Source organism: Bartonella sp. AP65SXKL (genome assembly GCF_042195725.1).
Taxonomy (GTDB): domain Bacteria; phylum Pseudomonadota; class Alphaproteobacteria; order Rhizobiales; family Rhizobiaceae; genus Bartonella.
Window position 1 is genome coordinate 154,857 of sequence record NZ_JBHIOW010000001.1, and the last position, 14,296, is coordinate 169,152.

The 14,296-nt window shown below is 37.5% G+C and carries 11 protein-coding genes and 2 pseudogenes; 8 read left to right on the top strand and 5 right to left on the bottom strand.

Annotation, left to right across the window (positions count from 1 at the left end; genetic code table 11):
* Positions 1-63 precede the first annotated feature (63 nt).
* Entirely contained in the window at positions 64-1,458 is a 1,395-nt protein-coding gene (locus ACFIMP_RS00635; protein ID WP_375685891.1) for a TrkH family potassium uptake protein, read from the top strand.
* A gap of 1,208 nt (positions 1,459-2,666) precedes the next feature.
* On the opposite strand, the gene ACFIMP_RS00640 is transcribed toward ACFIMP_RS00635, so the two are convergent.
* Positions 2,667-3,725, bottom strand: a complete 1,059-nt coding sequence (locus ACFIMP_RS00640) for a glycosyltransferase family 4 protein (RefSeq protein WP_375628658.1) — start codon at positions 3,723-3,725, stop codon at positions 2,667-2,669.
* Positions 3,726-3,742: 17 nt separating this feature from the next.
* Positions 3,743-4,216, bottom strand: coding sequence for a transcription elongation factor GreA (gene greA / locus ACFIMP_RS00645; protein ID WP_007347010.1), 474 nt, complete (start codon positions 4,214-4,216; stop codon positions 3,743-3,745).
* A gap of 338 nt (positions 4,217-4,554) precedes the next feature.
* Between greA and ACFIMP_RS00650 the strand changes: the two genes are divergently transcribed.
* From ACFIMP_RS00650 to ACFIMP_RS00660, 3 genes are all read left to right on the top strand, one after another.
* Positions 4,555-4,869: an SH3 domain-containing protein gene (locus ACFIMP_RS00650; RefSeq protein ID WP_375612971.1), complete on the top strand. Its 315-nt coding sequence runs from the start codon at positions 4,555-4,557 to the stop codon at positions 4,867-4,869.
* Positions 4,870-5,127: 258 nt separating this feature from the next.
* Positions 5,128-7,437 (top strand): excinuclease ABC subunit UvrB, encoded by a 2,310-nt coding sequence (gene uvrB, locus ACFIMP_RS00655; RefSeq protein ID WP_375612972.1) that lies wholly within the window; start codon positions 5,128-5,130, stop codon positions 7,435-7,437.
* A gap of 630 nt (positions 7,438-8,067) precedes the next feature.
* A complete protein-coding gene (locus ACFIMP_RS00660; RefSeq protein WP_375685892.1) occupies positions 8,068-8,853 on the top strand; it encodes a BA14K family protein in 786 nt (261 codons plus the stop codon).
* A 68-nt stretch (positions 8,854-8,921) separates the two neighbouring features.
* Here the strand turns inward: ACFIMP_RS00660 and ACFIMP_RS00665 are convergent.
* Positions 8,922-9,233, bottom strand: a pseudogene (locus tag ACFIMP_RS00665) (MBL fold metallo-hydrolase); the annotation flags it as partial.
* Positions 9,234-9,237: 4 nt separating this feature from the next.
* Here ACFIMP_RS00665 and ACFIMP_RS00670 point away from each other — a divergent pair.
* Positions 9,238-9,636 (top strand): annotated as a pseudogene (locus tag ACFIMP_RS00670) (sensor histidine kinase); the annotation flags it as partial.
* Between the two features lie 471 nt (positions 9,637-10,107).
* Complete coding sequence (locus tag ACFIMP_RS00675) at positions 10,108-10,731, top strand: BA14K family protein (protein ID WP_375612974.1); 624 nt, start codon at positions 10,108-10,110, stop codon at positions 10,729-10,731.
* 71 nt (positions 10,732-10,802) lie between these two features.
* Here ACFIMP_RS00675 and ACFIMP_RS00680 read toward each other — a convergent pair whose 3' ends face one another.
* Positions 10,803-11,453, bottom strand: coding sequence for an MBL fold metallo-hydrolase (locus ACFIMP_RS00680; protein WP_375612975.1), 651 nt, complete (start codon positions 11,451-11,453; stop codon positions 10,803-10,805).
* Between the two features lie 145 nt (positions 11,454-11,598).
* On the opposite strand from ACFIMP_RS00680, the gene ACFIMP_RS00685 reads away from it, so the two are divergent.
* Both ACFIMP_RS00685 and ACFIMP_RS00690 read left to right on the top strand, forming a co-directional pair.
* Positions 11,599-12,303 (top strand): response regulator, encoded by a 705-nt coding sequence (locus ACFIMP_RS00685; protein ID WP_375612976.1) that lies wholly within the window; start codon positions 11,599-11,601, stop codon positions 12,301-12,303.
* An 8-nt stretch (positions 12,304-12,311) separates the two neighbouring features.
* The gene (locus ACFIMP_RS00690; protein WP_375685893.1) at positions 12,312-13,652 is read left to right on the top strand and encodes an ATP-binding protein; all 1,341 of its coding nucleotides are present in this window, start codon (positions 12,312-12,314) and stop codon (positions 13,650-13,652) included.
* A gap of 45 nt (positions 13,653-13,697) precedes the next feature.
* Here ACFIMP_RS00690 and ACFIMP_RS00695 read toward each other — a convergent pair whose 3' ends face one another.
* Positions 13,698-14,198: a type III secretion system chaperone family protein gene (locus ACFIMP_RS00695; protein ID WP_273724125.1), complete on the bottom strand. Its 501-nt coding sequence runs from the start codon at positions 14,196-14,198 to the stop codon at positions 13,698-13,700.
* Between the last annotated feature and the right edge of the window lie 98 nt (positions 14,199-14,296).

Here is a 14,296-nt window from a genome sequence, read left to right on the forward strand (position 1 = left end):
ACGATCATTTTTCAATTTATTATCAATGTCTGTGCACGTTTTGCCTTAATCATGGGAGGAGCAATGCTTTTGCCAATTTTTGTGGATTTGCACGACAACAATCGTAATTGGATAAGCTTTCTCTATTCTTGTGCCATAACCACCATGTTAGCAACGCTGATTCTTTTAGCAACTAAGGGAGCTACTTGTCGCTTTTCAGCACGGCTTGGCTTTATGCTCACTGTTTGTCTTTGGCTTACAGGAAGCATCGTAGGTGCCTTACCTCTTTATCTTTCTCCTCTTCCCATTTCTCTAGCAGGAGCCATTTTTGAATCTGTTTCTGGAATTACAACAACAGGCTCCACAGTCCTTTCTGATCTTGATAATTTATCGCGAAGTATTTTGTTATGGCGTTCCCTTATATGCTGGATTGGGGGCATTGGTTTTATCGGTTTAGCCCTCTTGCTTTTGCCTTCACTGCGTGTGGGTGGCGTGCGACTTTTTCATATGGAATCATCTGATAAATCTGAAAAAATATTGCCTCGCATCAACCAAATTGCTAACGGAATTATCATCGCTTATGTTGGGTTAACATTGGCTTGTATGCTTTCTTATTTTGCTGCAGGCATGAATTTATTTGATGCCATTAACCATGCAATGAGTACAGTAGCAACAGCTGGTTTTTCAACGCATGATGCTTCTTTTGGCTATTTTTCTGATAAACCAGCCATCTTAATTATTTCAACAATCTTCATGTTGCTTTCTGCTTTACCTTTCGTACTTTATGTTAAATTAGTCCTTCCTGGACACTCCAAACGCTTCCTTGACCCACAAGTGATTGTTTTTCTCCATATCGTTCTCCTTTTCAGCTTTGCTTTAGCGGCATGGCTACGGTTTTATGATCATCGCGCGTTCCACTTGATTTTCCTTGATGTCATTTTTCACCTTTCATCCATTATTAGTACCACAGGTTATAGCGCTGAAGATTATCAACTTTGGGGACCGTTTGCGCTTGGAATTTTCTTCATTGTTTCTTTTACAGGCGGATGTGCTGGTTCTACTTCTGGTGGCATGAAAATCAATCGCCTCATTATTCTTTGGCGTATTACACAAACAAATATAGAAAAACTTCTTTCTCCTAATGTCGTTGTAAAAGCGCGCTACGATCACTCAAATATATCAAATGATGTTGCTCAAGCCGTTTTGTTTTTTGTCTGTCTTTATATGTTTTGCCTTGTTATCGGCACTGCACTTTTGCTTACGACCGGTCTTGACTTTACCTCTGCCTTTACGGGGGTCTTAACCGCACTTTCAAATGTTGGTCCAGGCTTTGGAGATATTATTGGCCCCATTGGTAATTTCTCTACAATCAACGACCATGCTTTATGGATTTTAAGTTTTCTAATGTTAGCTGGACGCCTTGAAATCATAACAATATTCGTCCTTTTTATTCCCGCTTTCTGGCGTGAACAATTCTAATGCAGAGAGTATTTTATTCTACCATGATAAAAATTTACAAGATAAAAAGGTGTGAACAGTATGCATCATAATATTCACCCCTTACTCAATCCACTGAAGATTTTCTAAAATTTCATACAAATCATCATATCAATGATATAAAAATAATTCAACAAAAACAATCAAATACCAATATTTTCAAAGCCATAACATATAAAACTTCACTTTATTGATCTTCTTTATCAAATAAAGTGGACGCATAGAACATTCTTTTTTACGAATAATCTCTCATGCAAAAAATATGAATATTTGCTGATAAAAGTGTTTTTTCTCTTTAATAGAGTTACCTCCTTATAGAAAAAAATGCTATTATATTACGAACTCACAAGCTTATAAAAAACATCTCACAGTACTCATCACACCCATTCCACGACAGCCTTCATGAAAGATATAAAATGGTCACCATCATTTTTACTTAAATAATAATAAGGTGCAAGTCGGTACTACAAAATAAGATATAAATTAGTACCACCATATTATTTTTTTCTGTTAATGTCGTAACAGCCTGCATTTCAGACAATTTATAAGAAATCTCTTTACACCTTGTCTTCAATAGTTTTTATCCACCACATGCCTTCTTCCGATTGTGATGTGCTAGAGGATAGCTCTCATTGATTTAATATCAACAGATTTGACATAAGAAAATCTTACGCTACTCAAAGCTCTTATTCAAATTGAAAAGGTAAATTATCTATAAAAATCATATATATATATTGATCTTAAATCCATCTTATCATGAATTTATTGAAAATATGTACGACTATTTTATCCATGGAGATAGCATCATTATCTTTTTAAGACAAGAAAACGTTTTTTTGCTATCTATTTAAGTCTTACAAAACGAACAATATCAGTACGACACCGTATAAGATAGTGCATAAATCCCCAGACTTGAGTTAAAGCATTATTTTCTTATTCTAAAATATCAATGAATAAAAGTAGCTTTCCTCTCTCCTAGTATGCTTTATCATAAACTACATATCGCTCTCAAGCGTATACATTTTTAATCTTTTATCCAAAATTTTGAGAACTTCTTATAGCGTTCTACTAAAGACAATATAAATTTTGTAAAATAACATTTATATCATTGAGCTGTTTTCTTGATGACTATGAAAAACCTTTAAGGAAAATACTTTTTATCATCCCTCAAGAAGATTTTTGATATCATATCAAAGTGTTTTTTCCGCAAACAGTTCTTTGTAAACACTTTCAATCTTGCTTGCCTCTTTTTCCAAAGGAAAGTGAGTACGAACATGGGTTAAAGCTTTCTTTCCGGCTGCCAATGTTTTTTCTACATCAGCAAAATAAGGTTCAATTGCTGCTGTTAAAGCCGCTCCATCTCCTGCTTGAACAACCGTTCCTGTTCCCTCGACCACCAATTCTTTAAAAATTCCTACATCACTCGCCACTACAGCCGTCTGTGATGCCATTGCCTCCAATGGTGTCAGACCAAAACCTTCCAAACGAGACGGAGTTACATAAAGTGATAAACGGCGATACCACACAGGTATATCAAGCCTTTCACCAAGAAAAATAATGCGGTCGTTTAAACCAGCTTCAGCAATCTTCTGTCGTAATTTCTTTTCAAAACCATAATGCTGTTCTGTAGTCCGACCAGCGATAAGTGCTGTCCATTCGGGATAGTCAGGCAATAATGCTATCATCGCGTCCACAAACAAATCAGTACCCTTTAAATAGCGCACGCGCCCAAAACATCCTACCGCATATTTTCCTGGCACCCCAGTTGCTGGAAAGTAATCATCAGGAATTTTGGGGGGTGAAAAACGCCTAATATCCACTCCATGCATAATAACCTTATGAGGCACTTCTAGATAGGTTCCCGTACATACACTAGTAGCGATAACTTTATCCATACGACGAAGCAACCATTTGGTAAAAGGCTTGTGTTCGCGTCGAGATGCCGAAGTAAAGATGAGTTTAAGCTTCATTCGCAAAACATCGCGTAAAAACACCCCGCAAAGCATCTCAATATTGCGTCGTGCATGCCAAATACGAAATGGCTTCCCTTTCGGACTTTTCCAAAGTCCGAAAAGGTCCTTAAAGGCAAGTGTCGGTAAAGTTCGTGGTAAACCAAACCCCAAAGTGGATATACGCACACCCTGTTCGCGTTGCAGTGGAATAAGCTGAATAATCGTAGATGTTACTCCCGACAAACGCCTTTTAAAGTGAGGCGCAATAATTTCAGTTTCGTCCAAAGATACACGCATAATAATCCATATGTTATTTAGATGTACTGAACCTTAATGATCTCGTAATTATGCGCACCACCTGGTGCATTCACCTCAATCACATCACCTTCTTGCTTGCCAATAAGTGCACGTGCGATAGGCGAAGAAATAGAGATTTTACCAACCTTTACATCAGCTTCTTGATCCCCTACGATCTGATACACTTTTTTTTCCTCAGTATCCTCATCCAAGAGTTTAATGGTTGCACCAAATTTTATTTTGTCACCTGAAAGACGCGAGACATCTATAACTTCTGCTCGTGCGATATAATCTTCAAGCTCATTTATACGCCCCTCATTATGACTTTGTGCTTCTTTAGCTGCATGATACTCAGCATTTTCAGATAAATCACCATGCGCACGCGCCTCAGAAATTGCTTCAATAATTCGCGGACGCTCCTGTTGTTGACGCCAACGCAACTCTTCTTTAAGACTCTCAAAACCAGCTGTAGTCATCGGAACTTTTTCCATAATCCGTCCCTTTCTATTACACGGAAGGTTTAATAAAAATACAAAAAACGGCTTCCAAAATTACTTTTGGAATCCGAAAACTACGATCTTTTTTATTATATAGTACAGTATCGCTGTTTTCCATATAAAAATAAATAAAGGAAACAAAACATGCACAAATAGTGATTAAAACATCTCATTTTGGTGTTTAAAACGTTAAACTTCACTCTTCTCTTTAAAGTGTCCTAAAGAAGAAAGAATTGTATTTTTTTCTGTTTTATCATAATCTAGTAAAAGAAATTATATAGAATATGAAGAGAGAAGGATAGAAAATCTCTAAAGAAATTCTTTACAGAAAAATGAAAAAAATCGTCATTTTTTTTATGTTTGGCTCTTTCTTTTTAGCCACAACAATATCAGAGGCAGCAGATGCTTTTGTTACGAGAAATCTTAATTTTAGAACAGGTCCCAGCACTCAATATGCACTTTGCGGCTTAATCTCTGCTGGAGAATTAGTTTTTGTTAAAAACTGTGAAGGAAATTGGTGCCATATCCGATATAACACTCAAATAGGTTGGGTGTCATCTCGTTATCTTTCATTTAAAGATGGAAATGATCTTTATCACACATATACAATGTCTTTAATGCCCAAACGTACCGATTATTCTCCATAACAGCTATAATAACTTATGCCCTCTTGAATATCATCATGGCAAAAATGCAATAGTGTTCACGAACAACCACAAATATGCTCCTTCCAAAGAAATACTTCGAAGAATTTGTCTCATAAAAAACTTGATCAATATCCTAATGAAAGCTCTAATAAACCAAAATAAATCTGTTCAATAACGTTTTGCTGTTGTCGTAATAAATTTGTAAAAATTAGTATTTTCTTTAAAATCACCAGCACTTTTCTATCAAAGGATACAACAATGAAAAATGGTGTTACTGCAACAGTAGAAGCTCTTTCTGCTCTTATTGCTTCAGGTAATCCTCTTTTTAAGAATGGTGCATTATGGACACCTCACCGCCCCATTCGTCCTGAAAAATCTGAAGGTGGTATTCCATTTCAACTCGAAACATCTTTTAAACCAGCGGGAGATCAACCTCAAGCCATTAAAACTCTGGTTGAGGGAATTCAAAAAAATGAACGTACACAAGTGCTTTTGGGTGTTACCGGCTCAGGGAAAACCTATACAATGGCCAATATCATTGAAAAAACACAGCGTCCAGCTTTAATATTAGCTCCCAATAAAACTCTAGCAGCGCAGCTTTATGGGGAATTTAAAAGTTTTTTTCCCCATAATGCCGTCGAATATTTTGTTTCCTATTATGACTATTATCAACCAGAAGCCTATGTTGCACGCTCAGACACTTATATTGAAAAGGAATCCTCAATTAATGAACAAATCGACCGTATGCGCCATGCTGCAACACGCGCTGTCTTAGAGCGTGATGATGTTATTATCGTCGCATCTGTCTCCTGCATCTACGGAATTGGTTCCGTAGAAACCTATACGGCCATGACCTTCGAAATAGAAAAAGGGGACAAACTCAATCAACGAAAACTCTTGGCTGATTTAGTCTCTCAACAGTATTATCGACAAGATATCAACTTCGTTCGTGGTTCCTTTCGTGTACGAGGGGATACAATCGAAATTTTCCCTGCCCACCTCGAAGATCGTGCTTGGCGTATTTCGCTCTTTGGCGATGAAGTGGAAACAATTACGGAATTTGATCCTCTCACCGGACAAAAAACAGGCGATCTTCAATCAATTAAAATTTATGCCAACTCACACTACGTAATACCACGCCCAACACTTAACCAAGCGATGAAATCTATCAAAATGGAACTCGTTCAACGCCTCGATGAGTTGAACGAAGCTGGACGTCTTTTAGAAGCACAACGTTTAGAACAACGTACAGTTTTTGATTTGGAAATGTTGGAAACCACCGGTTCATGTCCGGGAATTGAAAATTATTCACGTTATTTAACAGGACGAAATCCCGGTGAACCACCCCCAACTTTATTCGAATATATTCCACTCAATTCTCTTGTTTTTATCGATGAAAGCCATGTAACCATTCCCCAAATTGGTGGTATGTACCGAGGTGATTTTCGCAGAAAAGCAACCTTAGCAGAATATGGTTTTCGCCTCCCTTCTTGTATGGATAACCGTCCTTTGCGCTTTGAAGAATGGGATGCTATGCGCCCACAAACGATTGCTGTCTCCGCAACACCTGGACGGTGGGAAATAGAACAATCTCACGGTACTTTTGCAGAACAAGTTATTCGCCCCACAGGGCTTGTTGACCCACCAACAGAGGTTCGTCCAGCCAAAAATCAAGTCGATGATGTTGTGAATGAAATTCGTAAAACAATTCAAAAAGGCTACCGCACACTAGTGACCGTCCTAACCAAGCGTATGGCCGAAGATTTAACGGAATATCTCCACGAACAAGGTATTCGTGTACGCTATATGCATTCCGACATTGATACATTAGAACGCATTGAAATTCTACGCGATCTTCGGCTTGGCACCTTTGATGTCCTCATCGGTATCAACTTGCTCCGAGAAGGCTTAGATATTCCAGAATGTGGTTTTGTTGCCATTCTAGATGCCGATAAAGAGGGCTTTTTGCGCTCTGAAACTTCCCTCATACAAACAATCGGACGTGCTGCACGTAACGTAGATGGCCGTGTTATCCTCTATGCAGATACGATCACTGGTTCCATAAAACGAGCCTTACAGGAGACACAAAGACGTCGACAAAAACAAATAGCCTATAATGAAGAACACCATATCACACCGAAAAGTATCAAAAAAAATATCGGAGATATTCTCAATTCAGGCTATGAAAACAACCATATTCGTACAAATATCCCTGATGTCATCGAGAAAAAAAATATGGTTGGCAACAATTTAGCATCTCATATTAAACACCTCGAAAAATTAATGCATGAAGCAGCTGCTGATCTTAATTTTGAAGAAGCAGCACACCTTCGCGATGAAATCAAACAATTACAAAAGATAGAACTAGAACTCGCGGAAAATCCCTTAACACATCATAGCGAACAATCCACCCATGAGCGCGTATTACAACCAAGTCTTTTCTCCAAACCAAACCTTGCACACATGGGACCAACCATGGACACTGGTATTTTGGAAAATCAAAAAGGAAAATCTCGTAAAAACACCCCTAATCAAGCAACAATAAAACGAAAAAAACGCAATCAATGAAGGAGCAAAAAATTTCAAACCGCATAAAATAATCTTCAGTTCTTCTAAAAAAAGACGAAAGCTCAAAAGCAAACAGCGTTATCCGAAAAATAGACAACCTCCAACATCAAGGGTGCTTCAATTTGTCTAAAACAACATGAGAGAGAACATTTTATAAAAATTTTCTAAAATATATTATCTTTATACAGTTATACTCTGATATCTAACTCAATATTATTTATCCTTACAAGAAAATATTCAAATAGGACACTGTCCTATAACACAAATAAAGTAAAATAAGACTTTCTCATAGAACCATAAGCCTATGATAAAAAATGATAACTTTTATTCATATCCCTATTGTTCAATTCATATTGTACCAAACAATAAAAAATTATCCCTAAATAAAGAGTTTATATTCCATAGTAAAAAATCGTGGACTCTCAATACAAACTTATTAATTAACCTCAAGCAGAGTACATTAATTGAAATCAAAATTCTGTTATGATTTCATTTTACTGTCTCCGCGATAGATTTAACTAAATAAATTTTTATTTTTTTTGTCACAATAAAGCCCAAAATTGTTCAGGCTCTATTCAGTTTGAAACGTGTAGGATGTGAAAAATACGAATTTACACAAGGAGCATCATTATGAAAAAAGTGATCAGGTTAGCGGTATTATCAGCAATGTCAACTGTGACCGTTTTGATGCCGCTAAATGCAACGCTTGCGGATATGGCATGGAATCGTAGTGACTCTATCTCGAGAGAAATAGATGATATGATGAGGAAGATGCGTAAAGAAACAGATGATGCGATAAGGGAAATGAGGAAGAAAGCTGATATTCTGCCTTGCGGTTTTTCTCGCTCCCATTGTTCTGATAAAAAACGTAGCTTTTTATCTGATGATTTCCAAAAGTTTGTTGATGATTTCCACAAAAGTTCTGATGACGACAAGAGAAGATTTAAAGCCAAACATGAAAGGTCTGTAGCCAAACAGAGTAAGACGGAACAACAACATCATCATCATCACCACCACCACCATTATCATCATGTTGAAAACAAAACATATCATTACGTCGAGCGCAAAAAGACAAAACACAGTAATATTCATATAGATAACTCAGGAGATGCTTTAGCGGTGGGTATTCTTGGTCTTGCAACAGGTACGATTCTTGGTACAATTTTAAAAAAACCAGAACAGCCACAAGTGGTTTATCAAATAGTACCACAAAATCAGGTAATTTATCAAAAAGTTCCGCAAAATCAAAGAGTTTATCAAGTGCAGCAAACAGTGGCATATGAGCCACTCCAGCAATCATTAGAATCTGATTGGCTTAACTATTGCAAGAAAAAATACCGTTCCTTTAACCCTAAAACAGGGACCTTTCGAGACCGTAATGGTTTGGAACACATTTGTTATGCCCCAATAAATTAACTTCTGTTCCGTCCTACTAAAAAGTCTTAAATGGCACAAAAAAACGCTTCAAAGCGTTTTTTATTTGCTCATATATTAAAATCTTGAAGAAAAGGATTATTTTGGCGCTCATAGCCTATGCTACTTTTGGGACCATGCCCACAGATAAAACAAACATCATCGCCTAAGGGTAAAACTTTTTCTCGAAGGGATTGCATCAATTTTTCATAAGAACAGAAGGGGAAGTCCGTACGTCCGATAGAACCACGAAAGAGAACATCACCCAAGAGGGCTAAGCGCTCTTTTTCATTGAAATAAATAACATGACCAGGGGAATGCCCCAGTGTATGTAAAACCCTAAACTTATGTCCAGCAAAATACACACACTCACCATCTTCTAACTATATCGAACAACGCACCACGATGCTTTCGGGTGTAAGCCATGATTTAAGAACCATTCTCACCCGTTTTAAACTTCAGCAAACATTAGCAAATACTGACTTTGATATTAAGCAGCTTGAACAAGATGTGAGCGACATGCAAAATATGTTAGAAGATTACCTTGCTTTTGCCCGTAGTGAAGAAAGTGAGTGTGTTAAAACTTTTGATTTAAATGCTCTTATGCAAAAATTCTCTACCGATGCACATCTTCACAAACGCCAATTTTCCTACACCATTGAAAGCCCTACACAAATACAAGCACGTCCACGTGCCTTCACGCGTCTCATCAGCAATATTGTGTCAAATGCATTTTGTCATGCCAATACTGTCAAACTAACAGCCATATCCCAACAAGAATGTTTCCCATATATCAAAAAAGTTCCCGCAATATATTATATTTATACAGTTATAATATGATATCGAACTCAATATTTAGCCTCACAAGAGAGTAGTCAAACAGGACTGTATTCAATCACACAAATAAGGTTCTATCTTAGCACCATAAGCCTATAATAAAAAACGATAACTTTTGTTCATACACCTATTGTTCAATTCATATTGTATCAAGCAATAAAAAAGTACTCATCAATAAATAATTTATAACCAATAGTAAAAAATCTGGTGATCTAAATACAAGCTGCTTAATTAACCTTAAGAAGAGTACATTAATTGAAATCAAAATTCTGTCATGATTTTATTTTACTGTATTGATAATAGTTTTAACTAAATGAATTTTTATTTTTTTGTCACAATAAAGTCCAAAATTGTTCAGGCTCTATTCAGTTTGAAACGTGTAGGATGTGAAAAATACGAATTTACACAAGGAGCATCATTATGAAAAAAGTGATCAGATTAGCGGTATTATCAGCAATGTCTACTGCAACCGTTTTGATGCCATTAAATCCAACGCTTGCAGATATGGCATGGTATCATAACTATGACATGAGAAGGGAGGCTGGTTTACCGTCTCACAATTTTAGCTCCCATTTTTCTCATAGTGAACATCACTCTTTTGATAATCCCCACACGCGTCATTATGTTAGCCATAAATGGGGAGCACAACAACACCATCATGTTGAACACAAGACATATCATTATGTCGAGCGCAAAAAGACAAAACACAGTAGTATTAATATAAATAACTCAGGAGAAGCTTTAGCAATGGGCATTCTTGCTCTTGCAGCAGGTGCACTTCTCGGCAAAATTTTTAAAAAATCAGAACAGCCACAAGTTGTTTATCAAACCGCACCACAGCATCAAATTGTATATCAACAGGTTCCACAGGAACAGATAATTTATGAAGCTCCGCAAACAGTGGAATATGAGCCAGTACAACAATCATTAGAATCTGATTGGCTTAACTATTGCAAGAAAAAATACCGTTCTTTCAACACTAAAACAGGAACTTTCCGAGACCGTAATGGTTTGGAACACGTTTGTTATGCCCCAATAAATTAACTTCTGTTCTGCCCTACTAAAAAGTCTTAAATGGCACAAAAAAACGCTTCAAAGCGTTTTTTTTTATTTGCTCATATATTAAAATCTTGAAGAAAAGGATTATTTTGGCGCTCATAGCCTATGCTACTTTTGGGACCATGCCCACAGATAAAACAAACATCATCGCCTAAGGGTAAAACTTTTTCTCGAAGGGATTGCATCAATTTTTCATAAGAACAGAAGGGGAAGTCCGTACGTCCGATAGAACCACGAAAGAGAACATCACCCAAGAGGGCTAAGCGCTCTTTTTCATTGAAATAAATAACATGACCAGGGGAATGTCCTGGGGTGTGAAAAACCTTAAACACATGTCCAGCAAAATGAACGCACTCACCATCTTCTAACCATTGGTCAGGAATACAGATGCAAGCATCAGTGATGCCATAATTTTTTGCGCTTTCGCTCACGGCATCCATCACAGGCTTATCATCGCGATGTGAACCGATAATTTTTACATTAAGCGCTTCTTTCACTTGCATTGCTGCTCCTACATGATCAAAATGACCATGTGTTATCCAAATAGCCTCAACGATAACACCATTCTTTTCGATTACGTCTTGAATTCGTGGCCAATCACCACCAGGATCAACGAGAACCCCCGTTTTACTTTCACTATCAAAAAGCAAAGTGCAATTTTGTTGGAATGTCGTAACTGGAATAATATGTATATTAAGACTACCCATAATATCCTTTTCAAAAATAACTTTTTTAAATTTATAAATAAAACTTTCTTTCCTTTAAGGTAAAGGTGCTGCTCGACAGCTTTATACAACTTATGTAAACTTGCATTTTGTGTAAACTAAATTTTTATCAAGGTTTTTTTTAAGAATGAGCAATCACGTTCAAGTTTTGTGTGACGATGCCCCTCACCTTCTTGTGATTGATGACGATACACGTATTCGCAATCTTTTATTTCAGTTTCTCATTAAAAATGGATTTCGTGTTTCAGTTTCAGCTAATGCGAATGAAGCAAGACGACTGTTAGCAAGTTTAGATTTTGATCTTCTTATTGTTGATGTCATGATGCCTGGCGAAAACGGTATTGATCTCACTCATTCACTCCGCCAAACAAAAGATGTCCCTATCTTTATGTTAACAGCTTTATCAGAAATAGACAATCGTATCCGTGGATTAGAAGCAGGGGCAGATGATTATCTGGCTAAGCCGTTTGACCCTCGTGAACTTCTCCTTCGCATCAACGCCATTTTACGACGTGGTTTTCCCCCTCACCAACCTAAAATTGAGCAAATAGTTTTTGGTCCTTATATATTTTCAATTTCACGACGCGAACTCAAAAAAGGAGGAGAAATTATTAAATTAACAGATAAAGAACAAGAAATGATGGTCATGTTTGCCGAAAATGCAGGCGATACAATTCCGCGCCATAAATTCGCGACCGATGACAGCAATATAAGTGAACGTGCCATTGATGTGCAGATCAACCGCCTTCGTCGTAAGATCGAAAAAAACCCAGCACTGCCTATATGGCTCCAAACCGTGCGAGGAATAGGGTATAAACTCTCTATTGAATAGGCACAAGAATGATCAAACCTTTAAGATTTTTTCTTCGATGGTTAACGAAAAAAATGCCTAAACGGCTTTATGTTCGCTCTTTGATCATTATCATTGCTCCCATGGTGCTTCTGCAAACGGTGATTGCTTATGTCTTTATGGAACGCCATTGGCAAATGGTAACGGAGCGTCTTTCAACGGCTGTCGTGCATGATATTTCAGCCATTATTGATATTCTTGAAACATATCCCCAACAAGATAACTATGAAGATATCAAGCGTATTGCACAACAACGTATGGGATTAAATATTTCTATTCTATCTCCTACCTCCTTACCCCCTCCAGGACCTAAGCCATTTTTTGCAATTCTTGACTATTTTTTAAGTGAAGAAATCACCCGCCAAATTAACCGTCCCTTCTGGATCGATACCGTAGGAGATTCTGATCTTGTTGAAATCCGTATCCACCTTGGTCACAACATCTTACGCGTCTTTGCTCCACGCAGCCAAGCCTATGCTTCCAATACTGCTATTTTTTTAAGCTGGATGGTAGGAACAGCTCTTGTTTTATTGCTGATAGCAATTTACTTTTTACGCAATCAAATCAAACCGATTCAACAATTGGCTGAAGCAGCAGAAAGCTTTGGACGCGGTCGTCCTTTACCAAAAGGATTTCAACCACAAGGAGCTGATGAAGTCCGTCGTGCAGGCATCGCTTTTTTACGTATGCGAGAACGTATTGAACGCCAAATCGAACAACGCACCATGATGCTCTCAGGAGTAAGTCATGATTTAAGAACCATTCTTACACGTTTTAAACTTCAGCTAGCATTAGCAAATACTGGCTTTGATATTAAACCGCTTGAGCAAGATGTAAGTGACATGCAAAATATGTTAGAAGATTATCTTGCTTTTGCTCGTGGTGAAGGAAGTGAAAGTGTCAAGACTTTTGATTTAAATGCTCTTATGAAAAAATTCTCCGCCGATGCTCATCTTCACAAACGTCAATTTTCTTACACTATTGAAGGTCTTACAGAAATCCAAGTACGTCCCCGTGCTTTTACACGCTTGGTCAGCAATCTTGTATCAAATGCATTTTGTTACGGCACGACCGTTAAACTAACCGCTAACTCTCAACAAGAATCTTTTATATTGATAATCGATGATAATGGACCTGGAATTCATAAAAATATGCGCACAGAAGTTTTTAAGCCATTCTTTCGACTTGATAAAGCGCGAAATCAAGATGCAAGTGGAACAGGCCTTGGTCTTTCTATTGCTCAAGACATAGCACGCAGCCATGGTGGCAATATACAATTAGATGAGAGCCCACTCGGGGGATTGCGCGCTATTCTTGATATCCCCCTATGAGCAATATTTCAGCAAACCGTCTGTAAAAATAACAGACTGTATATTTTAGGCATTCCCTACAGTTTCAAACAAAGTGTACTGTAGTGCCTTGTAAGCACTTTCTCCCGACAAAGCAACCATCTGAAATGCAACATAATGGCTTTCACAGGCTTTAAGTGCATGTATCAACAATGTTTCAACCTGTATATGAGATGGATGCATCCCACCAGCCAAAAGAAGACCTTGTCGATAAATAACTGAATTATTCCTTTGCCAGTAATCAAAATGTCCCAACAACAACTTTTCATTAATTGCTAGCAATAAGCGCTGTATTTCAGCTGTTCGAGCATTTTTAATAGAGAGATCAAACGAACAAGCTAAATGAAGTGCTTCATGCTCTTCCATCCATGAAAAAGCAAGACGATAGTTTGCGCGTTTTCCTTCCACACAAACGCTAATTTCATCTTGTGCATCCCGCTCAAACGACCAATCATATTCACAGGCAATCTGTTCGATAAAGTCAACAGGGTGCTCTTTTCTTTCTGTGGCGCAAAATGCAAGCCTCATCACAATCCTCAATCATCTTAAAACATTGTCAACAGAATATAAACCGTCTAAACTGTAACAATATTTTGCTACAATCAGAACCTTTACACCAAACAAAT

Excerpts from the sequence above, each read along its gene's own strand:
- ACFIMP_RS00695 (WP_273724125.1), bottom strand. The coding sequence starts at position 14,198 with ATGAGGCTTGCATTTTGCGCCACAGAAAGAAAAGAGCACCCTGTTGAC.
- ACFIMP_RS00685 (WP_375612976.1), top strand. The coding sequence starts at position 11,599 with ATGAGCAATCACGTTCAAGTTTTGTGTGACGATGCCCCTCACCTTCTT.
- greA (WP_007347010.1), bottom strand. The coding sequence starts at position 4,216 with ATGGAAAAAGTTCCGATGACTACAGCTGGTTTTGAGAGTCTTAAAGAA.
- ACFIMP_RS00635 (WP_375685891.1), top strand. The coding sequence starts at position 64 with ATGCTTTTGCCAATTTTTGTGGATTTGCACGACAACAATCGTAATTGG.
- ACFIMP_RS00675 (WP_375612974.1), top strand. The coding sequence starts at position 10,108 with ATGAAAAAAGTGATCAGATTAGCGGTATTATCAGCAATGTCTACTGCA.
- ACFIMP_RS00690 (WP_375685893.1), top strand. The coding sequence starts at position 12,312 with ATGATCAAACCTTTAAGATTTTTTCTTCGATGGTTAACGAAAAAAATG.
- ACFIMP_RS00660 (WP_375685892.1), top strand. The coding sequence starts at position 8,068 with ATGAAAAAAGTGATCAGGTTAGCGGTATTATCAGCAATGTCAACTGTG.
- ACFIMP_RS00680 (WP_375612975.1), bottom strand. The coding sequence starts at position 11,453 with ATGGGTAGTCTTAATATACATATTATTCCAGTTACGACATTCCAACAA.
- ACFIMP_RS00640 (WP_375628658.1), bottom strand. The coding sequence starts at position 3,725 with ATGCGTGTATCTTTGGACGAAACTGAAATTATTGCGCCTCACTTTAAA.
- ACFIMP_RS00650 (WP_375612971.1), top strand. The coding sequence starts at position 4,555 with ATGAAAAAAATCGTCATTTTTTTTATGTTTGGCTCTTTCTTTTTAGCC.
- uvrB (WP_375612972.1), top strand. The coding sequence starts at position 5,128 with ATGAAAAATGGTGTTACTGCAACAGTAGAAGCTCTTTCTGCTCTTATT.